The sequence below is a fragment of the Bradyrhizobium sp. CCBAU 11430 genome (genome assembly GCF_028128855.1).
Taxonomy (GTDB): Bacteria; Pseudomonadota; Alphaproteobacteria; order Rhizobiales; family Xanthobacteraceae; genus Bradyrhizobium; species Bradyrhizobium ottawaense.
In genome coordinates this window covers 285,216-310,842 of record NZ_LBJV01000003.1, presented here as the reverse complement: position 1 = coordinate 310,842, position 25,627 = coordinate 285,216, and the positions used below count along the sequence as shown (strand labels likewise).

At 65.2% G+C, this 25,627-nt stretch carries 24 protein-coding genes; 11 read left to right on the top strand and 13 right to left on the bottom strand.

The features are described 5' to 3' along the window. Positions 1-122 precede the first annotated feature (122 nt). Complete coding sequence (locus tag XI04_RS01515) at positions 123-1,514, top strand: caspase family protein (protein WP_173015799.1); 1,392 nt, start codon at positions 123-125, stop codon at positions 1,512-1,514. Here XI04_RS01515 and XI04_RS01510 read toward each other — a convergent pair. Continuing rightward, positions 1,511-3,601: a molybdopterin oxidoreductase family protein gene (locus XI04_RS01510; protein ID WP_271608806.1), complete on the bottom strand. Its 2,091-nt coding sequence runs from the start codon at positions 3,599-3,601 to the stop codon at positions 1,511-1,513. The genes XI04_RS01515 and XI04_RS01510 overlap by 4 nt on opposite strands. Before the next feature lie 234 nt (positions 3,602-3,835). Here XI04_RS01510 and XI04_RS01505 point away from each other — a divergent pair, with 234 nt between their 5' ends. From XI04_RS01505 to XI04_RS01490, 4 genes are read left to right on the top strand one after another with little or no spacing between them, the layout of a single operon-like run. Beyond that, the gene (locus XI04_RS01505) at positions 3,836-4,810 is read left to right on the top strand and encodes a Bug family tripartite tricarboxylate transporter substrate binding protein (RefSeq protein WP_271608807.1); all 975 of its coding nucleotides are present in this window, start codon (positions 3,836-3,838) and stop codon (positions 4,808-4,810) included. A 15-nt stretch (positions 4,811-4,825) separates the two neighbouring features. Continuing rightward, the gene (locus XI04_RS01500) at positions 4,826-5,296 is read left to right on the top strand and encodes a (2Fe-2S)-binding protein (RefSeq protein ID WP_152102627.1); all 471 of its coding nucleotides are present in this window, start codon (positions 4,826-4,828) and stop codon (positions 5,294-5,296) included. Beyond that, positions 5,293-7,425: a xanthine dehydrogenase family protein molybdopterin-binding subunit gene (locus XI04_RS01495; RefSeq protein WP_271608808.1), complete on the top strand. Its 2,133-nt coding sequence runs from the start codon at positions 5,293-5,295 to the stop codon at positions 7,423-7,425. The genes XI04_RS01500 and XI04_RS01495 overlap by 4 nt, the downstream gene beginning before the upstream one ends. Continuing rightward, positions 7,422-8,120: a molybdate ABC transporter substrate-binding protein gene (locus tag XI04_RS01490; RefSeq protein ID WP_095425693.1), complete on the top strand. Its 699-nt coding sequence runs from the start codon at positions 7,422-7,424 to the stop codon at positions 8,118-8,120. The genes XI04_RS01495 and XI04_RS01490 overlap by 4 nt, the downstream gene beginning before the upstream one ends. A gap of 13 nt (positions 8,121-8,133) precedes the next feature. On the opposite strand, the gene XI04_RS01485 is transcribed toward XI04_RS01490, so the two are convergent. The 4 genes from XI04_RS01485 to XI04_RS01470 all read right to left on the bottom strand — a co-directional run bounded on the left by XI04_RS01485 (position 8,134) and on the right by XI04_RS01470 (position 11,832). Beyond that, positions 8,134-8,940 (bottom strand): SDR family NAD(P)-dependent oxidoreductase, encoded by an 807-nt coding sequence (locus XI04_RS01485; RefSeq protein ID WP_271608809.1) that lies wholly within the window; start codon positions 8,938-8,940, stop codon positions 8,134-8,136. 21 nt (positions 8,941-8,961) lie between these two features. Then, positions 8,962-10,254, bottom strand: coding sequence for a TRAP transporter large permease (locus tag XI04_RS01480; RefSeq protein ID WP_028142561.1), 1,293 nt, complete (start codon positions 10,252-10,254; stop codon positions 8,962-8,964). Then, complete coding sequence (locus XI04_RS01475) at positions 10,245-10,796, bottom strand: TRAP transporter small permease (RefSeq protein ID WP_028142562.1); 552 nt, start codon at positions 10,794-10,796, stop codon at positions 10,245-10,247. The genes XI04_RS01480 and XI04_RS01475 overlap by 10 nt, the downstream gene beginning before the upstream one ends. Positions 10,797-10,860: 64 nt before the next feature. Further along, the gene (locus tag XI04_RS01470) at positions 10,861-11,832 is read right to left on the bottom strand and encodes a TRAP transporter substrate-binding protein (RefSeq protein WP_212428642.1); all 972 of its coding nucleotides are present in this window, start codon (positions 11,830-11,832) and stop codon (positions 10,861-10,863) included. A 292-nt stretch (positions 11,833-12,124) separates the two neighbouring features. On the opposite strand from XI04_RS01470, the gene XI04_RS01465 reads away from it, so the two are divergent. Further along, positions 12,125-12,901: a cyclase family protein gene (locus XI04_RS01465; RefSeq protein ID WP_212428641.1), complete on the top strand. Its 777-nt coding sequence runs from the start codon at positions 12,125-12,127 to the stop codon at positions 12,899-12,901. Between the two features lie 10 nt (positions 12,902-12,911). On the opposite strand, the gene XI04_RS01460 is transcribed toward XI04_RS01465, so the two are convergent. From XI04_RS01460 to XI04_RS01450, 3 genes are all read right to left on the bottom strand, one after another. Beyond that, entirely contained in the window at positions 12,912-13,640 is a 729-nt protein-coding gene (locus tag XI04_RS01460) for a Crp/Fnr family transcriptional regulator (protein WP_028142565.1), read from the bottom strand. 274 nt (positions 13,641-13,914) lie between these two features. Beyond that, positions 13,915-14,040: a hypothetical protein gene (locus XI04_RS01455; RefSeq protein ID WP_256379459.1), complete on the bottom strand. Its 126-nt coding sequence runs from the start codon at positions 14,038-14,040 to the stop codon at positions 13,915-13,917. Positions 14,041-14,134: 94 nt separating this feature from the next. Then, positions 14,135-14,848 carry a helix-turn-helix domain-containing protein gene (locus XI04_RS01450; RefSeq protein WP_028142566.1) on the bottom strand — a complete coding sequence of 238 codons (714 nt, stop codon included), beginning with the start codon at positions 14,846-14,848 and terminating at the stop codon, positions 14,135-14,137. 153 nt (positions 14,849-15,001) lie between these two features. On the opposite strand from XI04_RS01450, the gene XI04_RS01445 reads away from it, so the two are divergent. Continuing rightward, a complete protein-coding gene (locus XI04_RS01445; protein ID WP_028142567.1) occupies positions 15,002-15,319 on the top strand; it encodes a c-type cytochrome in 318 nt (105 codons plus the stop codon). Between the two features lie 6 nt (positions 15,320-15,325). Here XI04_RS01445 and XI04_RS01440 read toward each other — a convergent pair whose 3' ends face one another. The 3 genes from XI04_RS01440 to XI04_RS01430 are packed head-to-tail and all read right to left on the bottom strand — an operon-like array spanning position 15,326 to position 18,339. After that, complete coding sequence (locus XI04_RS01440; RefSeq protein WP_028142568.1) at positions 15,326-16,429, bottom strand: ABC-type transport auxiliary lipoprotein family protein; 1,104 nt, start codon at positions 16,427-16,429, stop codon at positions 15,326-15,328. A 3-nt stretch (positions 16,430-16,432) separates the two neighbouring features. Further along, positions 16,433-17,200 (bottom strand): ABC transporter ATP-binding protein, encoded by a 768-nt coding sequence (locus tag XI04_RS01435; RefSeq protein WP_028142569.1) that lies wholly within the window; start codon positions 17,198-17,200, stop codon positions 16,433-16,435. A gap of 2 nt (positions 17,201-17,202) precedes the next feature. Next, positions 17,203-18,339, bottom strand: a complete 1,137-nt coding sequence (locus XI04_RS01430; protein WP_028142570.1) for an ABC transporter permease — start codon at positions 18,337-18,339, stop codon at positions 17,203-17,205. A gap of 175 nt (positions 18,340-18,514) precedes the next feature. Between XI04_RS01430 and XI04_RS01425 the strand changes: the two genes are divergently transcribed. Both XI04_RS01425 and XI04_RS01420 read left to right on the top strand, forming a co-directional pair. After that, positions 18,515-18,790: a hypothetical protein gene (locus tag XI04_RS01425; RefSeq protein WP_038947183.1), complete on the top strand. Its 276-nt coding sequence runs from the start codon at positions 18,515-18,517 to the stop codon at positions 18,788-18,790. Further along, entirely contained in the window at positions 18,791-19,279 is a 489-nt protein-coding gene (locus tag XI04_RS01420; protein ID WP_038947182.1) for a hypothetical protein, read from the top strand. Positions 19,280-19,290: 11 nt separating this feature from the next. Here the strand turns inward: XI04_RS01420 and XI04_RS01415 are convergent, their stop codons facing one another. After that, positions 19,291-21,984, bottom strand: a complete 2,694-nt coding sequence (locus XI04_RS01415; protein WP_152102623.1) for a bifunctional acetate--CoA ligase family protein/GNAT family N-acetyltransferase — start codon at positions 21,982-21,984, stop codon at positions 19,291-19,293. A gap of 67 nt (positions 21,985-22,051) precedes the next feature. Continuing rightward, complete coding sequence (locus XI04_RS01410; RefSeq protein WP_028142574.1) at positions 22,052-22,891, bottom strand: universal stress protein; 840 nt, start codon at positions 22,889-22,891, stop codon at positions 22,052-22,054. A 185-nt stretch (positions 22,892-23,076) separates the two neighbouring features. On the opposite strand from XI04_RS01410, the gene XI04_RS01405 reads away from it, so the two are divergent. After that, positions 23,077-24,060 carry a zinc-dependent alcohol dehydrogenase family protein gene (locus tag XI04_RS01405; RefSeq protein WP_028142575.1) on the top strand — a complete coding sequence of 328 codons (984 nt, stop codon included), beginning with the start codon at positions 23,077-23,079 and terminating at the stop codon, positions 24,058-24,060. A 24-nt stretch (positions 24,061-24,084) separates the two neighbouring features. After that, positions 24,085-25,608: a bifunctional aminoglycoside phosphotransferase/ATP-binding protein gene (locus XI04_RS01400; RefSeq protein WP_271608810.1), complete on the top strand. Its 1,524-nt coding sequence runs from the start codon at positions 24,085-24,087 to the stop codon at positions 25,606-25,608. Positions 25,609-25,627: the final 19 nt, after the last annotated feature.

Genomic DNA, 25,627 nt, shown 5'->3' with positions numbered 1-25,627 from the left:
GACGGGCGGCGCGCGCAAGGGCAATCTGCAACGCCGTGTCACCATAGCGTGTGGGCGCAAATTCGCTCGGCGATTGAATTGCGGGTGACGGCCGCTATCCTGACTGGAGATTTTGATCACCGATGAGCCATTTCATGCGCGCCGCGATGATTTTGTTGCTGACAGGCTTGCTCGCGCTGGGCGCAGGCCGCGCAAGCCACGCGGCTGATGCCGCGAAGCTGGCGCTGGTGATCGGCAACGCAAGATACCCCGACAACGAGTTCGTGCTGAACGAGGTCGCCAACGACACCCAGGACGTCACTGAAGAATTGAAGCGCGACGGCTTCGTCGTCGACCGGCAGAACAATCTCACGGCCGACGCCATGCGGCAGGTGCTGGATCGGTTCTATGCCCGGATCGAACGCGGCGCGGTGGCGCTGATCTTCTTCGACGGTTTTGCCATCCAGTCCAACCGGCAGACCTATTTGCTTCCGGTCGACGCGCAGATCTGGACCGAGCCGGATGTGGCACGCGACGGCTTCAGCCTTGATACTATCCTCGCCGAGATGAACACGCGCGGCGCTGCGATCAAGATCGCGCTGATCGACGCCTCGCGCCGCAACCCGTTCGAACGGCGCTTCCGCCGCTATTCGGCGGGCCTTGCGCCGGCGATCGCGCCGAGCAATTCGCTCGTGCTCTACTCCGCCGCGCTCGGTGCGGTCGCGGCCAGCGGCAAGACCGAGCATGGCCTGTTCGTCGCCGAGTTGCTGCGCGAGATGCGCGCGCCGAACATCAGCGCCGAGCAGGCCCTGACCAACACCAAGAACGGCGTCGTCGCCGCCACCAAGCGCGAGCAGGTGCCGTGGCTGTCGTCCTCGCTGACCACGGAATTCTCGTTCGCGGGTTCAGTGACGCGGCCGCCCGACACCAAGGCCGGCGACCCGACCAAGCCGGAGCCTCAGAAACCCGAGCCGCAGAAACCGGTCTGCGAGGCGCCGCAGGCAGAGCCGCTCCCGAGCGCGGACGATCTCGCCAGGGATCCCGTCATCGCCGATCTCAGCCGCAAGATCGCGGCGAATCCCAATGACGTCGCCTCGCGTTACAAGCGCGGCCAAGTCTACGCGATCAAGCGCGCCTACGCGCTCGCCATGCAGGATTTCGACGTCGTGATCCGCAGGAATCCCGGGGATGGCGAGGCGCTCAACAATCGCTGCTGGACGCGCGCCGCGACCGGCGATCTGCAGGGCGCGCTCGCCGACTGCAATCTGGCGCTCCAGGTCGATCCTGGATTGAGCGATGCACTCGACAGCCGCGGGCTCGTCAACCTCAAGCTCGGCCGGACCGCTGAGGCGATCAAGGACTACACCGACGCGATCCAGCGCAACCCGCGCTCGTCATCGTCGCTGTTCGGCCGCGGCATCGCCACCCGCAGGAGCGGCGGTGACGGCGCCACCGATATCGCGCAGGCAAAGTCCATGAACCCGAACATTGCGAAGGAGTTCGCAGGATACGGCGTCACGGAATGCACTCCTTAGACGGGAGCGGCTTTCCTGATCCAGACCTTGTTGTCGTGGAACGCGGCCCCGCCGATCGGCGCCACGGCCTCGGCGCCGGTCAGCATGTTGATGCCGCGGCCGCCGATATGGTTCTTGTTGGGATGAACGGACTCCGCGATCAACACGCCGCGCCGCACGCCGTCGAACAGCGTCGCCACCAGCGTGGTCTCGCCGCGGGGATTGCCGAGCGTCACCGCATCGCCATCGGCGATGTCGAGCGCGGCGGCATCCAGCGGATGGATCATCACGCTCGCCTTGCCCTCGCGCGCCTGCGAGGACGGCGTCTCGTTGAAGGTGGTGTTGAGGAAGCTGCGCGAAGGGCTGGTGGCCAGCCGGAACGGATGGGCCTGGTCAACTTGCTCGATCACGGCCCAATGGTCCGGCAGCGACGGCATGTTGTCGACATCGCCCATGGTGACGCCGAACGGCGGATGCGCCCAATCGGCCCTGAAGTGGAATTTCCCGTCCGCATGGGCAAAGCCGTCGAGATAATGCGAGGTGCGGAAGTCCGGTTGCAGGTCGCGCCAGAGGTCCGCTTCGAGACCGCCGATGTCGCCGTGGTTGCTGAGCTTCAAGGTCGCGTCGATCAGCTCGCGCGGCGTCATCTCGAAGCCCTGATGTTTTGCGCCGAGCCGCGGCGCCAGCCCTTGCAGGACCTCGTGGTTGGAGCGGCATTCGCCGGGCGGGTCGATCAGCTTCGGTCCGACCGAGATGTGCTGATGGCCGCCGCCGTAATAGAGATCGTCATGCTCCATGAACATGGTCGCCGGCAGCACGATGTCCGCCATCTGCGCCGTCTCGGTCATGAACTGCTCGTGCACCGCGACGAACAGATCCTCGCGCGCAAAGCCCTGCCGGACCAGCGCCTGCTCCGGCGCCACCGTCATCGGATTGGTGTTCTGGATCAGCATCGCCTTGACCGGCCCCTTGCCGCGCAGGGCCCCGGCATCGCCGGTGAGGATGCGGCCGATCTTGGACTGGTCGAGCGCACGGATGCTCGGGTCGATGGCGTCGTGGCCCTCGATGATGGATTCATTGAAATGCCACAGCGCGTAATTGTTGAAGAAGGCGCCGCCGCCCTCATACTGCCAGGCGCCGGTCACCGCGGGAATGCAATTTGCCGCGTGCATCTGCGTGGCACCATTGCGACTGCGCGTAAAGCCGTAGCCAAAGCGGAAGAAGGTGCGCTTGGTCTCGCCAACCGCTTTCGCGAAGGCTTCGATTTCCGCCACCGGAACGCCGCAAATCGCGGACGCCCATTCCGGCGTGCGCGTCTCCAGATGCGCTTCGAGCTCGGCGGGGCAGTCGGTGTATTTGTCCAGATAGGCGCGGTCGGCGTAACCGTCACGGAACAGGACATGCATCACGCCGCAGGCAAAGGCGCCGTCGGTGCCGGGCCGCAGGATGATCTTGATGTCGGCCTGCTTCATGGTCTCGTTGTCGTAGATGTCGACCGCCGCAATTTTCGCGCCGCGCTCCTTGCGCGCTCTCGACGCGTGCGTCATCACGTTGACCTGGGTGTTGACGGGATTGGTGCCCCAGATCACGACGAGGTCGGACAGCGCCATCTCGCGCGGATCGACGCCGGCGATCTTGCCGGTGCCGATCGCGAATCCGATGCGCGCAACATTGGCGCAGATGGTCTGATAAAAGCGCGAATACTTTTTCACATGCGTGAGACGGTTGAGCCCGTCCCGCATCACGAGGCCCATCGTGCCGGCGTAGTAATAGGGCCAGATCGATTCCGCGCCGAATTCGCGTTCGGCTTGATTGAAGCGATGCCCGATCTCGTCCAGCGCCTCGTCCCAGGAGATGCGCGCGAATTGCCCCGAGCCCTTCGGCCCAATGCGGCGCATCGGAAACGTGACCCGCTCGGGGTGATGGATGCGCTCGGCGTAACGGGCGACCTTGGCGCAGACGACGCCGGCCGTGTAGGTCTGCTTTTTCGAACCGCGGACACGGCCGATGCTGCGGCCTTCGATCACCTCGACATCGAGGGCACAGGCCGAGGGGCAATCATGCGGACAGGTCGAATGGCGGATTTCGATTTTGGCGTGCTGGTTCATGGCCCAGTTCGTAACACCAAAATACCAGCCAGCCGAGCGCATTTATCCGGCACGGCCCATGCGATTTGCTCAAGGCGCGCGCGCCGCGGGTTCCTGCTGCAGCCGCGAACGCGGCGCGGTCACACCGAAAACCGCCCGATATTCCCTGATGCGATCGGCTTTGTGAGGCGTCGACAGTCCGCATTCCCTGCCGCTACAGTGCCGGCCAACAAGAACGATATCAGGGAGGTGGGCATGATCGCCCGACGATCCGTGCTGGCATTGGCGGCCGGCTTGTTTGCCGTAGTCTCCGCAGCCCCCTCATTCGCGCAGGATTATCCCAGCCATTCGGTCCGGATTGTCGTGCCGTTCGGCGCGGGCGGGCCGGCCGACGTCGCCGCCCGGCTGATCGGCAACGTGCTCCAGGAGAGTTTTGGTCAGCCCTTCGTGGTCGAGAACCGCACCGGTGCCGGCGGTGTCATCGGCACGGTCGAAGCTGCGAAGTCGCCGGCCGACGGCTACACGCTGCTGATGATGTCCAACACCCAGACCGCGAATGAATCGCTGCTGACGGCGGACAAGCGCAAGTATGAGCTGATGCGCGACCTCGCGCCGATCGCGCCGGTGAATTATTCCGATCTTGTCATCGTGGTGAACCCGCAAGTCCCGGCGAAGACGCTGGCCGAGTTCATCGCGCTCGCCAAGGCGCAGCCGGGCAAACTGAACTACGCCTCCTCCGGTCAGGGCACGCCCTACCACATGGCCGGCGAGCTGTTCAAAGCCATGGCCGGCATCGATGTCGTGCACGTTCCCTATCGCAACAGCGGCGAGGCGCGCAGCGGCGTGATCGGCGGACAGGTGCAGATGATGATCGACGCGGTGCCGGCGATGGCGCCGAACATCGGCGAAAATCAAGTTCGCGCGCTCGCAACCACCGGCAAGCAGCGTTCGACCGTGCTGCCGAACGTGCCGACAGCAGGCGAAGCCGGTGTAGCAGGCTACGAGGCGACGATCTGGCTCGGCCTGATGGCGCCGGTCGGCACGCCGAAGCCGGTGATCGACAAGCTCAATGCCGCCGTCAACGCAATGGTGAAGCGGCCCGACATCGTCAAGCTCTGGACAGAACAGGGCGCCGTGCCCATGTCGATGACGCCGGAACAGTTCGACAAATTCCTGCGCGGCGACATCGAGAAATGGGCCGACGTCGTCAAGAAGTTCGACAAGTCCTGAGGCCGCAGAGCGATCATGCCGACCATTCAATTCCGGCTCAACGGCGCAGCCACGACCGTGGATTCCGATCCCCATCAGACGCTGCTCGATGTGCTGCGCGGCCGTCTCGGCGCGACGGGGGCCCATTTCGGCTGCGGCGCCGGTGAGTGCGGCGCCTGTCACGTCATGGTCGACGGCCGCGCGATGACCTCCTGCGACATGCCGATGTGGTCGGTCGCCGACAAGGACGTCGTCACGGTGGAGGGCCTCGGCACCGCAGAGCAACCACATCCGCTGCAACGTGCCTTCATCGCCGAACAGGCGATGCAGTGCGGCTATTGCGTCGCAGGAATTCTCGTCGGCGCCGCGGCGCTGCTCAAGCGCAATCCGTCACCGACGGAGGCAGAGGTCAGATCCGCACTGGATCGCAATCTGTGCCGCTGCGGGTCGCATAACCGCATGGTCCGCGCCGTGCTGCGTGCGGCGGCGGAGATGGCGGCGTCATGAGCGTGCCATCCCCTGCCCCGAAACTGCCTGTCAGCCTCATCGCCAATCCCAAGCTGTCGTCATGGGTAAGGTTGACCGATGACGGCCGTGTGGCGATCTCGCCCGGCAAGGTCGAGATCGGCCAGGGCATCGTTACGGCGCTGGCGCAGATCGCGGCGGACGAGCTCGATGTCGAGATCGGCCGCATTGACATGATCCGTGCCTCGACGGCGACGAGCCCGAACGAAGGCGTCACCTCCGGCAGTCTCTCGATCCAGCAGTCCGGCCGCGCGCTGCGTCAGGTCTGTGCCGAGGTGCGCCAGCGCTTCCTTCGTGCGGCATCGGAACGTCTCGGCGTCGATGCATCGCTGCTCGATGTCGACGACGGCACCATCTCTGGTCCCGGCAATGTCAGGACCAGCTATTGGGAGTTGATGGACGAGGTCTCGCTCGACCACGACGTCACCGCAGGCCCGACAGCGAAGAGTGCCGCCGGGCGCACCGTCGCCGGACATTCGGTCCAGCGTGTTGACATTCCCGACAAGGTGTTCGCGCGGCCGCGCTTCATCCACGACCTTGCGCTGCCGGGACTGGTGCACGGACGGGTGTTGCGGCCGGATATCTCGGGCGCCAGATTGATCGCACTTAATGAGGAGGCTGCACGCGCAGTCCCCGGCCTCATTGCGATCGTCCGCGACGGCGGCTTTGCCGGCGTGGTCGCCGACAACGAGGCGGCCGCGGACGCAGCGCTCAAGGCCTTGCGCAAGAGCGCGACATGGTCGGCGGGCGAGCCGCTGCCCGATGAAGACGATCTGGCGGGCTTTTTGAAGAGCCAGCCGGTCGAGAGCAGCATCATCGACACCAGGATGGCGGAGCCGGCGCGCAAGCCCGTCCAGACCCTCCGCCGGCAATACACCCGCCCCTACATCGCCCACGCCTCGATCGCCCCGTCCTGCGCCATCGGCCGATGGGATAGTGACCGTGTCCATGTCTGGACGCACAGCCAGGGCGTCTACCTCCTGCGCGCCGATCTCGCGATCGTGCTGAAGCTGCCGGCCGAGAACATCGTCGTCGAGCACATCGAGGGCGCCGGCTGCTACGGACACAATGCGGCCGACGACGTCGCGCTCGACGCCGTGCTGCTGGCGAAGGCGGCCGGTGGCCGTCCGGTGCGCGTGCAGTGGTCACGGCACGACGAGATGTCCCACGCGCCCTTTGGGGCGGCGATGGCCATCGAGATCGAGGCCGATCTCGATGCAGGCAACGAGATCGCCGGCTGGCGCCACGCGATCTGGAGCAACGGCCATGCAGCAAGGCCGGGACGCGCGGCGCAGCCGGCGCTGCTTGCCGCAACCGAGATCGCCAATCCCTATCCCCGCATGATCTCGACAAACCCGCCGGCCGCCAATGGCGGCGGCGGCGACCGCAACTCCGTCCCGCTCTACGACTTCCCGGCCTGGACGATCACGAGCCACCGGCTGCTGACCATGCCGGTGCGCACCTCGGCGCTGCGGACGCTGGGCGGGCAAGGCAACGTGTTCGCCATCGAGTCCCTGCTCGACGAGATCGCTGCCCTGCGCGGCGAAGATCCGATCGCGTTCCGTCTGCGGCATTTGCGTGACGAGCGGGCGCGCGATGTCATCAGCGCTGCGGCGCGAGGCGCCGCATGGAAGCCGCAGAAGCAGCCCGGCATCGGTCACGGCGTCGGCTTTGCCCGCTACAAGAACATGGGCGCCTATTGCGCTGCGATTGCCGAGATCGAGGGCACCGACGACATCCGCGTCAAGCGGCTGACGCTTGCAGTCGACGTCGGCGAGGCCATCAATCCGGACGGCGTGGTCAACCAGATCGAGGGCGGCGCGATCCAGGCCACGAGCTGGGTGCTGAAGGAGCGCGTCCGGTTCGACCGCACCGGCATCACCTCGACCTCCTGGACGGACTATCCGATCCTGACCTTCAGCGAGGTGCCGGCCGTGGACGTCGAGATCATCCAGCGGCCGGAGATCGAGCCGGTCGGCGCCGGCGAAGCCGCGCACGGCCCGGTGACGGCGGCGATCGCCAATGCGGTGTATGATTGCCTCGGCGTGCGTGTGCGCGACCTGCCGATCACGCGCGACAAGATCATTGCAGCGATGGAGCGTGCGCCTTGACGACAGTGAACGTTTTGAGCGGCGGCGCGGCACAAGGCCTGGTGCGCGGCGTCACCGACGCTTTCAAGGCGCAAACCGGCCTCGGTATCGCCGGCGAGTTCGGCGCGGTCGGCGTGATGGCGGACAAGCTGCGCGCGAGCACGCCGGCCGATCTTGTGATCCTGACGCAGGCACTGCTTGCGAGGCTTGCCGAGGAGAAGCTCATCGTCCCCTCATCGATCACGGATGTCGGCCGGGTCGAGACCGCGCTGGCGGTCCGCAGCCGCGATCTCAAGGTGACGGTGAAGACGGAGGCCGATCTGCGCGACGTGCTGCGCGGCGCCGATGCAATCTATGTCCCCGACACCAAGGCCTCGACCGCGGGCCAGCATTTCGCAAAAGTGCTGGACCAGCTCGGCATCGGCTATGAGGTGGCATCGCGCCTGAAGATCTTTCCGAACGGTGCAACCGCGATGCGGGAGCTCGCGGCATCTGGCGCGGCAAAGCCGATCGGATGCACGCAGGCGACCGAGATCATCGCGACAGACGGCATTGCATTGTCAGGGGCGCTGCCGCCCGGCTGCGAACTCGTGACGATGTACACGGCCGGCGTGACAATGCGGGCAGCGCATCCGACAGAGGCGGCAGCGCTGATCGCGTTGCTGACCGGCGCAGATCGGAAGGACCTGCGCCAGCGCGCTGGCTTTACCGGCTAGAGCCGATGACGCCCTATTTGTGCAGCTGGGTGAGGCCTGTCGGCGGGCCGTCGACGGCGGTCCAGCCGCCATCGACGAACAGCGTGCTGCCGCTGACATAGCTGGCGGCATCCGAAGCAAGATAGGCCACTGCGGTCGCGACCTCGTCGGCGCTGCTCCAGCGGTTGAACACGGTGTGGCCGGCGTAGAGATTGTAGATGTCGGGGCGCTGCTTGAACGGGCCGGTCAGCGCGGTTTCGGCGATGCTCGGCGCGATCGCGTTGACGCGCACGCCGGCATGGCCGACCTCGGAGGCAAAGCCCTTCACCAGCAGGCCGATGGCCGCCTTGGTCGAGCCGTAGACGCCGAGGCCCGGCTCGATGGTCACCGCGCGCACCGACGAGCAGGCGATGATGCTGCCGCCCTTTTGCGCGACCATGATGCGGCCGAACGCCTGGAAGAACCACACCGTGCCCTTGACGTTGAGGTTGAGGACACGGTCGAGGTCCTCCTCGGTGTAGTCGAGGATGGTCTTGCGGATGTTGAGCCCGGGCGTGGTCACCGCGATGTCGAGCCGGGCAAATTTCTGCATCACCGTTTTGGCCAGCGCATTGACGTCCGCAGCGCTCGCGGCGTCACAGCTGGCTGCTTCCGCCCAGCCGCCCTTGTCGCGAATCCGGGCGGCGGTCGCCTCCGCGGCGTCAAGCGCGCGATCGGCGCAGACGACGCGGGCCCCGAGCCCAGCCAGCGCCTCGGCTGACGATTTGCCGATGCCCGATGCGGCGCCGAGCACCACGGCCGTCTTGCCGGTGAGATCAAAGAGCTTGCGATAGTCAGTCACTGATAGCTTCTCCTGTAGCTGCTAGCCCTTGTAACCCATCAGCAGGCGAGGCAGCCACAGCGAGAATGCAGGGACGTAGGTCACGAACATCAGTGCTGCGATCAGCGCGGCGTAGAACGGCAGGATGGTGCGCATCACCGCGCCCACCGAAATGCCGCCGATGGCGCAACCGACGAACTGCGTGGTTCCGACCGGCGGGGTGTTCAGCCCGAGGGCGCAATTGATCAGCATCAGCATGCCGAACTGCACCGGATCCATGCCCGCCTTCATCGCAATCGGCAGGAAGATCGGGGTGCAGATCAGGATGGTCGCGGCCATGTCCATGAACGTGCCGAGCACGAACAGGATGACGTTGATGAGCAGGAAGATGACCCAGGGCTGCGTGGAGACCTTGCTCATCAGGTCGCCGGCGAGGTCCGCCACCTCGTACAGCCCCATCAGATACTGGAACATGGTGGAGACGCCGATCAGCAGCAGCACCACGCCCGTCGTCTTCACCGCCTTGGCGGCGGCGCGCAGGAAGTTGCTCCAGGTCATGGTGCGGTAGATGAAGAACGTCAGCAGCATCGTATAGGTGACCGCGACGGCGGCAGATTCGGTTGCCGTGAAGACGCCGGACAGGATGCCCGCCAGGATGATGCCGACGATCAGAAGGCCCGGCAGCGCGGCCGCGAGCGAGCGGAAAACCTCGGCCCAGCCCGGGAACTTGCCGGCCGGATAGCCGCGCTTCACGGCAACGCCATAAGCGGCGACCAGCATGCACGCCATCAACACGATTGCCGGCAGGAGGCCCGCGGCGATCAGCGCGCCGATCGAGACCTTGCCCCCGGCTGCCAGGGCATAAATGATCATGTTGTGGCTGGTCGGCATCAAGGCGCCCACCAGCGAAGCGTGGGTCGTGACATTGACGGCGTAGTCGGTGTCGAACCCCTCCTTTTTCATCATCGGGATCATCACCGCGCCCATCGCCGACACGTCGGCCACGGGCGATCCGGAGACGCCGCCGAACAGGGTGCAGGCGACCACGTTCGACATGCCGAGCCCGCCGCGGATGTGACCGACGAGATTCTTGGCGAGCTGCACGATCTTGTCGGCGACCCCGCCATGCAGCATCAGCTCACCGCTGAAGACGAAGAAGGGAATCGCAAGGAACGAGAAGATGTTCATCCCCGACATCATCTGCTGGAAGATGACGGCGACCGGCAGACCTTCGTAGAGGATGGTGCAGATCGCCGAAAGACCGATCGCGAAGGCAACCGGGACGCCGAGGATCAGGAAGCCGAAGAACGTGGCGCCGAGGATGATCAGTTCCATGAGGGGACGACCTCTTCGCCGCGCAGGAGAGCAATGATGTGCTCGATTGAAAAGGAGACGATCAGGACGCCGGAGGCGATCAGCGGGACGTAGCGGATGACCTCGGGGAGGCCGAGATTGGGAATCTTCACGGTCCCCACGGATGCGCCGAGAATCCAGCCGTTATAGGCCATCGCGACGCCAAACGCGGCCACCAGGACGTGGATGACGAGCTCGATCTTCTCTCGCGCGTGATCCGGAAGCATCACCAGCAGGCTGTCCATGCCGATGTGTCCGGCATCGCGCACGCCGACGGCGGCGCCGATCAGCGTGACATACAGGATGAGAACCAGCGCAAGGTTCTCCGTCCAGGTCGGGCTCGAATTGAGCACGTAACGACCGAACACCTGATAGAACACGACGGTGACGATGAGGAGCAGTCCGCTCACGGACAGATACATGCCCGCGCGCGCGACGACGGCATTGACGCGCGACAGCAAGCCGGTCGCCGGGCGTACGGCGACCGCCCCCTGCTCGTGGTCTGCGACGTGTGGGTCTGTCATTCCCGCGTCTCCTTGCAAGGGTCCGGGTCGCCTTCGCGGCGACGCCGGACCCGACGCTGTGGCGTTACTTCGTGTCCTGGATACGCTTGACGAGGCCCTGCAGCTTCTCGTCACCCGCAAACTTCTGGTACACCGGCTTCATCGCGTCGACGAATTCCGCCTTGTTGGCGATCGTCACGACCTGAACGCCGGCGGCCTCGACCGTCTTACGGGACGCCTGCTCACGCTCGTCCCAGAGCTTGCGCATGACTGGTACCGATTCCTTGGCCGCCTTGCGGACCATCGCCTGATCCTCCTTGCTCAGCGTGTCCCAGACCTTCTTGGACATCACCAGAACTTCGGGTGCCAGGGAGTGCTCGGTGATGTTGTAGAACTTGGCGGCCTCGAAATGGCGCGACGACTCGTAAGAAGGCCAGTTGTTTTCGGCTGCATCCACCAGGCCGGTCTTGAGCGCGGTGTAGACCTCGCCATACGGCATCGGCGTCGGGTTGGCGCCGAGGCTCTGGATCATGCCCACCCACAAATCGGACTGCTGGACACGAATCTTCAGACCCTTCAGGTCCGCGAGCGACTTGACCGGCGCCTTCACGGTGTAAATGGACCGGGCGCCGCTATCGTAATAGGCAAGGCCGACCAGGCCTGCGGGCTCCATCGCCGCCAGGATCTCATCGCCGATCGGCCCGTCGAGGACGGTGCGCATGTGCTGCGTGTCGCGGAAGACGAACGGCAGGCACAATGCGATCGTTTCCGGCACGAAGTTGTTGAGCGGCGACGCGTTGATCCGCATCATGTCGAGCGCGCCGATCTTGAGTTGCTCGATGGTGTCCTTCTCCGAGCCCAGGGCTCCGTTCGGAAACACCTTCACGCCGAGCTTGCCGCCGCTCGCCGCCGCGAGCTGCTTGCCCATGAACTTGACGGCCTCTACGGTCGGATAATCGGCGGGATGGATGTCGGCGGAGCGGAAGTCGCGTGCGGTCGCCAGCGGCGCTGAGAGCACCATTGCAACGGCTGCGATGATACCGGTGAGTGTCTTCATCTGGGCTTCCTCCTGGGTTGATTATGTCGTTGTCGGCAGGCTGCAGGCCGCCTTGGGTCGCTCCCCTTCAGGTGTGAAGTCAAGCGCCAATGTCGTCCCTAGGGCGCGCGGCATTCCATGTCCAAGCCAAATCCGGCATTGATCGATGCAGCAGTTGCATCGATCAATCTGGCGCAATTCGCGCCGTCGTGGAAGCCGGCGGGACGGCTTGCGTCGCCGGCACGTGACTTGACGCGACCAAGAGAGGCCCCTCAAGATGTCCGAAACAGCGGACTATTTCGAAGGAATGCCCATGCCGCGGAAGCTGATCGATATCTCGGTGCCGCTCAGAAACGACGTGACGGCCGATCCGCCGGGCAACCATCCGACCATCCAGTACATCGATCACCAGCAGGGCCTGCCGCGCATGCTGCAGTTTTTCGACGGCCTCAAGGCGCAGGATTTGCCCGATGGCCAGGGCTGGGCCGTCGAGCAGGTCTCGCTGTCGACCCATAACGGCACGCATCTCGATGCGCCCTGGCACTTCCATCCGACCATGAACCGCGGCGAGCGGTCTTGGACGATCGACGAGGTGCCGCTGGAATGGTGCTTTCAGCCCGGCGTGAAGCTCGACTTCCGGCATCTGCCCGACGGCTACGTGGCGAGTGCTGAGGACGTCGAGACGGAACTGAAGCGCATCGGGCACGCGCTGTCGCCGCTAGAGATCGTGGTCGTCAACACCAGCGCCGGCGCCAAATTCGGCAAGGCCGACTACGTCAATTCCGGCTGCGGCATGGGCTATGAGGCCACCATGTATCTGCTCGAACGCGGGGTGCGGCTGACCGGCACGGACGGCTGGAGCTGGGACGCGCCGTTCCTCTACACCGCGAAGAAATATGCCGAGACAAAAGATGCCGGCCTGATCTGGGAAGGCCACAAGGCGGGACGGCACATCGGCTATTGCCATCTGGAGAAACTGCACAATCTCGACCAGCTGCCCTCGACCGGCTTCACGGTCTCGTGCTTTCCGGTGAAGATCGAACGCGCCTCCGCGGGCTGGACCCGCGCAGTCGCCATCATCGATGGCTAGGCGTACGCGCTCACTCGCCGTCGAGGCCGCTCTCGGCGAGTTCGCGCAGCGCATCCGTATCGAGCACGACGATGGCGCCGTGCTCGAGGCGAACCCAGTTGCGGCCGGCCCAGGCGCGCAATTGCTTGTTGATGCTCTCGCGCGTCATCCCCACCATCTCGCTGATCTCCTGCTGCGTGATGGCGAGCGTGCCGCTGCCGGAGTCGAACTTGCGCTCCTCGGTGAGACCGAGCAGCGCGCTCGCCAGCCGCCCCGGCAGATTTTGCAGGATGACCTGCTCGACCTGCTGGCTGGTCCAGCGCAGACGGGCGCAGAGCAGCTCGATGAATTTCATCGCCAGCGCCGGCTGGCTCTTCACGAACGGGAGGAAGTCCCGGCGATCGATGATGTAGAGCTCGCAATTGGTGTTGGCGGTCGCGTCGGCTGACCGGGGAGCGCCGTCAAGCACCGCGATCTCGCCGAAGATTTCTCCGGGACCGATCAGATTGAGAATGGCGTTCCGTCCGTCGGGCGACGAGGAGGAAATCTTCACTGTCCCCGTGATCACCGCAAACAGATTGTTGCCGGGATCGCCCTTGGCAGCGATCGTCGCGCCGCGCTTCACGGTGGTGTGCTTGGCGTAGCGGCAAAGCTGATCGAGCGCTTCCGGCTCCAGATCCGCGAAGATCGGGTGCTTGCGCAGGACCGATAGTTTATTGCCCGCCGACTGTCGGGGGTCGCCGGTCTTGTCCTGAGGCACGCCGCGGGGCTCCTAAGACTGCGAGGCACTGAGGTTCCTGCGTAGTCAACGTTATCAGGCTTTTCAACCGGAAAGCACCCGCGCGATTTGTGGCAAATGCCCCGAAAAGGCCGCGTTCAAGCCGAAAGCCTGCATCCGAAGGATGCGCCGATGCGGTCCGGTCGATGCAGAGTTGCAGGCAGCGCAAGCCGCGCTTGCGTTGAGGCGCTGGCGAAGGCCAAGCCGGCCAAGCGTCGGCTGTTGGCGCGTCTGAGCGGATCAAGACCTCAGGAGGTCAGCGCTTGGAATCCGGATCGAGCCGGCCCGCACTGGTTTGCCGGTCTGCCCAAGCCAGAGCTGCGGCGAATGCGACGAAGATCGCGACGACGACGATGGTCACCAGCAACGCATCAGCGGGCATTATCCCCTCCCAAAGGTCTGGGGCATTATTTTGCTGCAGCAGGCCAGCGTCATTGATCGAGATCAAAAACGTCGGGGGCGTTGCGGATGGGCTATCAGGCTGCGGCCAGCGCCTCGGCACGGACAGGATCGAGCAGGCTGATGCCGCCGTGAATGATCTCGATCACGCCGTGACGCTCCAGCTTGGTGAAGGTGCGACTGACGGTTTCGATGGTCAGGCCGAGATAGTCGGCGATGTCCTGACGGCTCATCGGAAGCGGGACCGTGTCGGACAGACCCTTGAGCGCGACCTGCCTTTCCCGCCAGCCGAGCAGGAAGGTCGCGACCTTCTCGTCGGCCGAGCGTCGGCCGAGCAGGACCATATGGTCGCGTGCCTGGCTCAATTCGCGGATGGCCAGCTCGTTGATCCGCCTGAGCAGCTGCGGCCGGTCCTCGATGAAGCGGCCGAAGGGCGCTTTGGCAAACTGGCACACGGTCACCGCGCCGATCGCATCGGCCGAAAAATTGTGCCGGCCGGAGATGTTCATCCCCAGGAAATCGCCGGGCAAGGCAAAACCGACGATCTGCCGCCGGCCGTCGGGCAGCAGCTTGTACAGCCGCATGACGCCTTCGAGGACGTTGTAGAACGAGGTCGTCATGTCCTCCTCGGAGAACACGGTCTCGCCGGAGTCAAAATGAACGCGGCGGCCGAGATGCTCGAATTCCCTGAGCTCGGCCGCATCCAGCGACGAACAAACCGCCGCTCCGCGTACGGCGCAATCGCTGCAAAAATGCCCGTTCGGCTCAATCGTGACCACGGAAGGCTTCATCCACCGCTCCCCGCGCCGGCTGCTCCCGACACCGGGTCGGGTCCACCGCGCCCGTGCATTTTACTGCACTGCGCCAAAGCCAATTGACAGAGATCAAATTTGAGTGGCATCCCCGTCATATTCTGCTTCCAGAGTTCGACGGGATCACTTTCCATGCTGCAAGCTGCCCTGCGTCACGGCCTGATTGGGCTGCTTCTGATGACGCCTGCGCTGGCGGCCCCGACCGCCGAACAACGCGGCAAGGCCTTCGCACGGGCCAATTGCGCACGCTGTCACGCGATCGACCGCGTCTCCCACAGCCCGCTCGAGGGCGCGCCTCCGCTACGCACGCTGCACCGGCGTTATCCGATCGAGACCCTTGGTGAGGCGCTGGCCGAAGGGATCTACACCGGTCACGACGACATGCCGGCCTTCGAGCTCAGTCCGGACCAGATCCACGATCTCCTGTCCTACCTGAAGACGCTGGAATAGACGGCGTCACACTGCCTGCACGCTCCACCCGATCAGCTCCTTGGCGATGCGGGCAAAGGCTGCATCGAAGGCGGCGACTGCAGCGGCCGGCTCGACCTTGTCGAGCTTTTCGCTGGTCTCGACCAGGCGGGATGCCACCACCTTGCCGTTCTTGTCGACGATCCGCGCCGACAGATCGATCTCCACCCGTGCCTCGCCCTCCGTGGCGATCCGAAAGCGCCGGATGTCGATCAGGAGCTGGTAATCCGCCTGACCGAGGTCGGTCGTGCGTAGGGGGGCGTGGGCGATGTCGTAATTCTCAAAACTGTCGATCAGGCGTGCCTGCACCAATTTTGGAATGCTGTCGGCCCAGAGGAAATCCGCAAAGCCCGGTCTGTCCCCGACGGGCGCGAACAGCATGCGCTGGGTCTGCAGCATTGCGACCGCGGTCGGCTCGGGAATGGCCAGGGAAGCGGAGAGCGTCTTGCCGGCCGGCCCGAGATTCTTCGGCGTGCGCAGGTCGTAGGTTATTTTCTGCGCGGGCGTCCCACCGCCGGTCATCTTCTCCAGGCCCGCAATGATGCCGTCGAGCTTGCCGGTGTTGCGCGCGAGGCCGTCGGAGAACGTCCTGAAATTCGCGATGGTGTCCTTCAGCGGGCCGGAATTGTCCTGAAGCACCGTGTCGACCCGCCGCAGCGCATCGCGCGCCGCCTGCGTCATGCTCTGGCCGGCGCCGGCCTCGGCGATCAAGGTCACGGGCTCGCCGGATTTGGCAACAACAACCCCGCCCTCCAACGTCACCACCGGCACGCCGGTCAGGCCCTGGAATTCGAGGCCGACCCTGGTGTCGGAACGCACCGGCGTGGCGGTCGCAACCGAGATCGTCGCATTGACGAAGCGCGGGTTATCCGGCGCGAGCGCGAGCTGGGTCACCTCACCGACACGGATGCCGTTGAACAGCACACCGGCGCCGACCAGGAGGCCCGGGACCGGCCCCTGAAACTGCACGTGATAGTTCGTGCGCGGCCCGATGCCGCCGGTGTTGTTCAGCCAATAGACGAAGCCGAACACCGCGAGGATCGCGGCCAGCACGAAACTGCCGATCAGCACGTAGGGAGCGCGGGTTTCCATGTCTCATCTCATCTCGTGTTGCAGCATCTGCGAGCGCTTGCCGTGGAAATAGGCGCGCACCCAGGGATGCTCGGATTGCAGCAATTCGCGCATCGGGCCGATCGCCACGATCTTGCCGTCGGCCAGCGCGGCGACGCGGTCGCAGACCGTGGTCAGGCTCGCAAGGTCGTGGGTCACCATGAACACGGTCAGCCCCAGCGTTCTTTGCAGCGTCGTGATCAGCGCGTCGAAATCGCCGGCGGCGATCGGATCGAGGCCGGAGGTCGGCTCGTCCAGGAACAGGATCGGCGGATCGAGCGCGAGCGCGCGCGCCAGCGCCACGCGCTTGGTCATGCCGCCCGACAGCTCCGCCGGATATTTGTCGGCGTCCTGGGCGCGCAAGCCGACCATCTCGAGCTTGGCGATCGCGATCTCGTCCATCAGCTCCTGCGACAGGACAAGATTTTCGCGTAAGGGAAACTGGACGTTCTGGCGGACCGTCAGCGAGGAGAACAGCGCGCCTTGCTGGAACAGGATGCCCCATGTCGTGGCTGCGCCGCGGCCGTGGCCGCCGGTGGGCTGGCCCATGACCTCGATGGTCCCGCCCTGGCGCGGGATGAGGCCGATGATGGTGCGCATCAGCACCGACTTGCCGCCGCCGGACGCCCCCACCAGCCCGAGAATCTCGCCGCGGCGAACGTCGAGCGACAGATGGTCGAGCACGGTCTGGCGGCCGAATCCGACCACGAGATCACGGACGCGGATCGCGAACTCGTCCTGCGATACGTCCATCGTCACATTCCGATCGAGGCAAAGAAGATCGCGAACAGGCCGTCGAGCACGATCACCAGGAAGATCGACTTCACCACCGACGTCGTGGTCTGCCGCCCCAGCGACTCCGCGCTGCCCTTGACGCGCAAGCCCTCGCTGCAGGCCACGATTCCGATCACCAGCGCCATGAACGGCGCCTTCAGGATGCCCACCTCGAAATGGGTAACGGAGATGGCCTCGTGCAGCCGCGCGATGTAGATCGCCGGCCCCATGTCGCCATAGAACTGCGCGACGAGACCGCCGCCATAGAGCGCGGCGACCGATCCGATGAAGGTGAGGATCGGCAGCGCAATGACCAGGGCCGCAACGCGCGGCAGGATCAGGACGTCGACGGGATCGAGCCCCATGGTCGAGAGCGCGTCGATCTCCTCGCGCATCTTCATCGAGCCGAGCTCGGCGGTGTAGGCGCTTCCCGACCGTCCCGCGACCATGATGGCGACGATCAGCACGCCGAGCTCGCGCAGCACCAGGATGCCGACCATATCGACGGTGTAGGACTCCGCGCCGAACCTGCGGAAGTGGAAGAAGCCCTGCTGTGCGATGATGGCGCCGATCAGGAAGGTGATCAGCGCGACGATGGGGATCGCCTGCCACCCGATGCGGTAGAGCTGATACACCAGCGAGGTCAGCCGCAGCGAACGCGGCCGACGCAGCACGCCTATCACGGCCATGAACAATGCGCCGAGCATCTGCAGGAAGATCGTGACGTCTTCCCGCGCGTCGGCCGTGGACTTGCCGAGATCGCCCAGCCTCGCCAGCACCGGATTGGGCGCAGCCGTCGGGGCCGGCGTGTGGCGGTTGACCTGGCGCACCTCATCCAGCAGCCCGCTGAAATGATCGGCGACGCCGACGAATTCGGCCGACCTGCCCGATGTTGCGGCCCTGCGCGACAGCTTTTCCAGGACCCAGGCACCGAGCGTGTCGAGCGCACTGACGCCCGACATGTCCAGGGTGACGACGCGCGAGCGATCGACGTCGGCACCGACCGACCGGGACAATGTCTCGAGCGTGACCACATTCGCGGCGGTCCAGGGCCCTTCAGGGCGCAGGTTCAGCACGTCGCCGGACGGCGTCGCGAGCAACAGCGGTTCGTGGTTCACGCTTCCACCTCATCGGGACAATCGGTCCCCATTCAGACGGCATTTCTAGGCCAGCATATGGCGGCCCGCTTGACCTGTCTCAAGAGCTGAACTGCGCTGCCCGATTGACGCAAATCAAGCGCGATCGCGCGCGCGGGCCCTAGGCTTGCGTCCATTCAATGGGGATATCAAGTCCATGTTCGACAGAGACAGGATGAGCGAAGAATTGCGGGCACTGAAGGTTGACGTCACACGCTTGCTGAGGACCGCCGGCGAGGAAATGTTCGAGAGCTCGAAGGACCGCGCCGAGGCCCTCGCCCATCAGATCAGGGCGGCGCTGACCGAGCTCGGCGAGACCGTGGACGAAGAGCAGGCGCAGCTTCAGGGTCTCATTGCGGACCGTCCGATCACATCGCTCGCCTCCGCCTTCGCGCTCGGCGTCGTTGTCGGCTTCATGCTGAGGAGACACTAGGTGAATACCGAGAATGTGGTCAAACATCTGCGCGCGTTGTGGCGCACCGACAGGATCATCGCGGACATCAGGCTGCGCCATCTGCTTGTTGGCCTCGGCCTGCGTGCCTTTGCGGCCCTGATCGCGGCGTTCGGGCTTCTGATGCTGGAACTGTCGGCCTATTTCGCGCTGGTGCAGATCTGGAGCGCGATTGCCGCGGCGGCCATCCTCGGCGCCGTCAATTTCGCCATCGCGGCCGCTCTGTTCGCAATCGCCGGCCGCGCTCCGTCAGGCCGCGATATCGAGCTCGCCAACGAAATTCACGACACCTCCATCGAAGCCCTTCAGCTCGAGGCGCGCGCGCTCCAGGCCCAGGTGTCAGGCGCGGTACATCATCCGCTCAGCACGATCGTGCCGGTGCTGGTGCCGTTGATCGCGATCATCATCAGGAATTTGCGGACCACGGCCAAATCATCCGCCGCGGCGAATTCGGCTGAAGCGCGCTCGTGAAGCAGGCGCGCTCACAGCTTCAATTTGACGTCGCAGATATCGGGCTCGGCCGGGTCCGGCTTGACCTCGAAGCCGAGGTGCCGGCACATCTCGAGCATCACGCTGTTCTCCTTGAGCACGTCGCCCGATATGATCTTCAGTCCCTCCGACCGCGCGTAGTCGATGATCAGCTGCATGAGGGCCCAGCCGAGCCCCCTGCCCTTGAGATCGGACCGGAGCAAAATCGCGTATTCGCCGCTCTCGTAGATCGAATCCGAATGGAGCCGGACCACGCCGACCATTTCGCCGGTGGCCTCGTCGAAGGCGATGAAGGCCATCGCGCGCGCATAGTCGAGCTGGGTCAGGCGCGCGATGAACTCGTGGGTAAACTCCTTCATCGGTGCGAAGAACCGCAGGCGAAGGTCGTGCGGCGTGACGTGACGCAGGAATTCGTGGATGGTCGGCTCGTCCTCGGGGCGCATGGGCCGCACGAAGATGCGCCAGTCGTCCTTGAGCTTGAGGCGCCGCTCCCATTGCGACGGATAGGCGCGAACGGCGAAATTGGCCGGGCCTGAGCCGACGAACTTTCGTTGCGGCGGCCCGACCGCGACGCGGGCATCGACCGCGGTCACGCCGGTTTCGTCCGCCAGCAGCGGATTGATGTCGAATTCGCGGATCTCGGGAATGTCGGCCGCCATCTGCGCCAGCTTGACCAGCACCATGGCGACGGCGTCCTGCTTGACCGCCGGCACATCACGATAGGCCTTTAGCAGCCGCGACACGCGGGTGCGGTCGATCAGATCGCGAGCGAGCTGCAAGTCCAGCGGGGGCAGCGCCAGCGCCTTGTCGTTGATGATCTCCACCGCCGTGCCACCGCGGCCGAACACGACGACGGTGCCGAAGGTGGGATCGTCGGCGAGGCCCAGGATCAGCTCGCGCGCCTTCGCCTTGACGACCATCGCCTGGACGATGACGCCGCCGATGCGGGCCTCGGGCCGCAGCTTTCTCGCCCGGGCGAGAATGTCGGAGGTGGCCGCTCGCACGGCCTCCGGCGTCGTCAGATTGAGCACGACGCCACCGACATCGGATTTGTGGATGATGTCCCGCGACATGATCTTCAGCACCACGGTGCCGCCCTGCGCGAAGATTTCCTTCGCATAGGCCACCGCCTGCTCGACATCGGTCGCCGCATAGGTCGGCACCATGGCGATGTCGTAAGCTTCGAGCAGGTGCTTGATCTCGACCGGTTCGAGCCATTCACGGCCATCGGCGATCGCGGCGGTGACGATCTGCCTCGCCCCCCGGGCATCCGGCACGAACGTATCGGGCATCGCGGGAGGAACCTGGCTCAGCTCCTCCACCACTTCTCGGTGCCGGACCAGATGCATGAAGCCGCGCACGGCGTCGTCCTCGGTCGGATAGTTGGGCATACCGGCGCCGGAAAGCGCCTGGATGATGTCCTGATCGGCCCCGACCCAGGCGGCCAATACGGGCTTGGCCCATCGGCGGTGCTTCTCGCGATATTTAGCGACGAGCTCGGTCACGGTCGTGGCAATCTCGGCGGCCGAGGCGATCGCCGTTTGCACGTTGAGGACCAGCACCGCGTCATTGTCGCGATCGGCCAGCAGCACCTCGAGCGCCGCCGCGTAGCGCGAGGCGTCGGCGTCGCCCACGATGTCGACGGGATTTGCACCGGACCAGGTCGGCGGCAGGGCCGCATCGAGCGTCTTGCGCACCTCCGGCGAGATGGTCGCCGGGATTCCGCCGAGTTCGACCAATCGATCGACGGCGAGGACGCCGATGCCGCCACCGTTGGTCAGGATGGCGAGACGCTTTCCCGTCGGCGATTCGACGCGGCCGAGCGTCTCGGCACAATCGAACAGCTCACGCAGATCGGAGACCCGCAGGACACCCGCGCGGCGGAACGCCGCGTCATAGACCGCGTCCGCGCCGGCGAGCGCGCCGGTATGCGTGGCGGCCGCCTTTGCGCCCTGCGCCATGCGCCCCGACTTCACTACGACGACGGGCTTCACGCGCGCGGCGGCACGCGCTGCCGACATGAACTTGCGCGCGTCCTTGATGGATTCGATGTAGAGCAGGATCGCGCGAGTCTTGTGATCCATCGCGAAATAGTCGAGCAGATCGGCGATATCGACGTCGATCTGATCGCCGATGGAGACGATGCCGGAAAAGCCGACGCCGCGCTGTGCAGCCCAGTCGACCATGCCGGCAGCAATCGCGCCCGATTGCGAGATCAGCGCGAGGCTGCCCGCCCCCGGCATGTGCGCGGCAAAGCTGGCATTCAGGCTGACCCCGGGCATCATGATGCCGAGGCAATTCGGTCCGATCAGCCGCATGCCGTATTTGCGGGCCGCCGCGATTGCAGCCTCGTGCAGAGAGCCCGGTCCGTGGCCGAGCCCGGCCGAGACGATCAGCGCGCCCGCCGATCCGCGACGCCCGGCCTGGTCGATGATACCGGGAATCTCGCGCGCCGGCGCGGTGATGACCACGAGCTCGGGCACGAAGTCCAAGCTGTCCAGGCTCTTCACCGCCGCGACGCCGCCGATTTCGGCATGGCGTGGATTGACCAGGCCGAACCGCCCCTTGAATTCGGCCTTGTGAATGTTCTCCAGAACGGCGCGTCCTACTGAGACCGGACGGGCGCTCGCTCCAACGAGCGCAACTGAACGCGGCGCCAGCAGATTGTTGAGACGATAGGTTGACATGAAAGCAAATGCGCCGGGTCAACGGCGGTTCCGATGGTTGACGATCAGGCCGGGAAAAATGGCGAGCCTAGTGCGAGATCATAACCCAGCATGGTGGCTGGCCAATGACGGTCTTTGTCACACCGCCCCACACGATCTCGTTCAGGCGTGAATGATGGTAGGCGCCCATCACGATCGCATCCATGCCATGGGAATTCGCCCAACTTCCCAGTACCTTGCCGATCGAGCTGCCGTTGCCGGTCACCGTTTCGAAGGAGGCATAGACCCCGTGTTCTCTCAGATGGTCGACGAGAGCCGCGCCGGATTGCGCGACCGCGTCAGCCTTGTCCTCTGCGACCGTCACCACGCGGACCACGGTGGCAGCCTGAAGAATGGGCAAAGCGTCGCCGACCGCACGCGCAGCGCGGGCAGAATGATCCCAGGCGATCATGACGTTCTCGAATTCCGGCCGCAGCTGCTCCGCACGCTGCTCCGGGCAGAGCAGCAGCGGCCGCCCGGATTCGAACAGGAGAGTTTCGATGATGTGCTCCGTTCGGCTGTCGTGCGGCTTCACGGGAAACAGCGTGAGATCGCTGAAACGGGCATGCTCGGCCAGGATCGCCGCGATCTGGTCCGCCGGTACCTTGCCCGTTCGGCTCTGGGCGCGAATGTCGGCGCGGGACGCCGCGTTGGTGAAGGCATCGAGGAGCTGCTGCGTCTCGTTCGCCTCACGCGAACTGCCGGCCTCCGCGGAATCGCGATCATGAGGCAGCATCACCTTCGGCCGCTCGAAAATGTCTTCCTCGAGCGCGAGCCCCGTGATCCTGGCGCCGAGGTCGGCGGCGACGGCCACGCATTTCTCGATCGCAATCAGGGCCGGTCCGCGGGGCTGGCCGACAAGCGGCAGAAAGACATCCTTGATGGGCATCGGGATTCTCCTTGGTCGTCAGAATAGGCCGGCTTTGGTCGAGACGCTTGATCCTCGTCAAGCCAAGTCAAGCCAAGGGAACTCGGTCCGTTCGGGCTGGAAGCAGGCGTTGACCGACGTCAAGGACTGGTCGTCCAGCTATTCTATGGATAATTCAGTCGGAGCGGTTCGCCCCGGAGAGACTGATGCGTGCGATGGTGTTGCCGGCCCCGCGAACGCGGCTCCAGATGGAGGAGCGGCCTGACCCGACACCCGGCGAGGGTCAACTCCGGGTGAAGATCAGCGCCTGCGGGGTATGCCGGACCGATCTTCATCTCGTCGATGCCGAGCTGCCCGATATTCGCTATCCGATCGTGCCCGGCCACGAGATCGTCGGGCGGGTCGATCTCGTCGGCGCGAATGTCACCATGCATGCGCCCGGTGATCGCGTCGGCATTCCCTGGCTCGGTTTCACCTGCGGAAAATGCCGATTCTGCCGTGAGGGCATGGAAAACCTGTGTGACGCCCCGCTGTTCACCGGCTACACGCGCGACGGCGGCTACGCGACGCACACCATCGCCGACGCACGCTACGCCTTTCCCCTCGGTGAGGTGGGCGACGACGTGGAGATTGCTCCTCTGCTGTGCGCAGGATTGATCGGCTGGCGCTCGCTGGTGCTGGCCGGCCCCGCCGACCGGCTCGGCCTCTATGGTTTTGGCGCGGCCGGCCACATCATTGCGCAAGTTGCGGTTTGGCAGGGACGGTCCGTCTACGCATTCACGCGACGCGGCGATGTTGCTGCACAAGACCTTGCACGCCGCCTCGGCGCGGTCTGGACGGGGGCCTCAGACGAGGTGCCCGACGAACCGCTCGACGCGGCCATCATCTACGCGCCAGCCGGCGAGCTTGTCCCGAACGCGCTACGCGCCGTCCGCAAAGGCGGCCGCGTCGTATGCGCCGGCATCCATATGACCGACATTCCAAGCTTTCCGTACGATCTGCTCTGGCAAGAACGGCAACTGCTGTCGGTCGCCAATCTGACCCGGCAGGACGGCCTCGATTTTCTCAAGATCGCCCCGCAAGCTGGCGTGCGCACCGAAACGACGGCATTCCCGCTTCATCAGGCCAACGAGGTTCTGAACATGCTGCGGGATGGCCGGATTCTCGGCGCGGCCGTGCTGACGCCCTGATGGTGCTTTCGGATGCCCGTTGTCATGAAAGATGAAATGGCGGCCCAGGAGCGGATCTTCCGGACGCTGGCCCGCCATCCCGGCGTGACGCGGATCGACACGCATGGCGCCTCGGTGTTCCTCGACGGGGCGCGCGCGTTGAAGATCAAGCGTGCCGTGCGGTTTCCCTTTCTCGATTATTCGACGCTGGAGAAGCGCAAGGCGGCGTGCGAGGAGGAAATCAGGATCAACCGGCCGCTGGCGCCGCAGATCTATCATCGCGTCGCGGCGATCACGGAAGAGCTGGATGGATCGGTGCAGGTCGACGGTCCCGGCCGGCCGATCGAGTATGCGGTGGAGATGGCGCGCTTCGACGAAAACCGGACGCTCGATCATCTGGCAAAGGCCGGCCCGCTGGATGCGACCCTTGCCGCGGCTGCCGCCGACGCGATCGTGGCTTCCCACGGCGCGGCGACACGCGCGGACGGCGAAGCATGGGTCGCCTCCATCCCCGCCCTGATCGACGGCAACAGTCACGGTCTGCGGGCCGGCGGCCATTTCATCGCGGAAGACATCGAAAAGCTCGGCAAAGCCTCCCACGAGGCATTCCTGCGTGTTCGTCCGCTGCTCGCGGAGCGCGGCCGGATGGGCTTCGTACGCCGCTGCCATGGCGATCTGCATCTCGCAAACATCGTCCTGCTCGACGACCGGCCCGTGCTGTTCGATGCCATCGAGTTCGATGCGCAGATGGCAACCGTCGACGTGCTCTACGATCTCGCATTCACGATGATGGACCTGTTGCACCACGATCAGCCCCGCGCCGCCAACATCGTCCTGAACCGCTATCTCGCCGCAACGCCGGCCGACAATCTCGACGCGCTCTCGGCCCTGCCGCTGTTGATGTCCATCCGGGCGGCGATCCGCGCCCAGGTGGCCCTGGCACGGCTGAAGCCGCCGCATTCCGATGACCCCAGCATCCTTGACCAGGCACAGCATTATTTTGACCTCGCCAGGACGCTGATCCATCCCCCTGCTCCGCGCCTGGTTGCGGTCGGCGGCCTGTCAGGCACCGGCAAGACCGTCCTGGCGAATGCGCTCGCGCCCGTCGTCGCGCCGCCCCCGGGAGCCGTCGTGCTGCGCAGCGACCTCGTTCGCAAGCAGATGTTCGGGGTCGAGGACACGCACCGCCTGCCGCCGTCCGCCTACACGCCAGAGCACGCGGCCCGCGTCTACGGCACGCTGGCTCAGCACGCCCGGCGGGTGTTGGCGCAGGGCCATTCGGCGATCATCGACGGCGTATTCGCCCGCGAGGACGAACGGGACGCGATCGCCGCATTCGCGCGAGAGCGCAATGTGCCGCTGAACGGCCTGTTCCTGGTTGCGGACCTCGCGACCCGGCAGATGCGGATCGGAAGCCGCCGGGGAGACGCATCCGACGCCACGCAGGAGGTTGCTGCGCAGCAAGAGCACTATAATATCGGTCACGTCGGCTGGGCGACCATCGATGCATCCGGGACACAAGAGCAGACGCTCCAGAACTGTCGGGACGCGATCGCTGAAGGCAAATAGGGCAATCTGATTGGCGCGG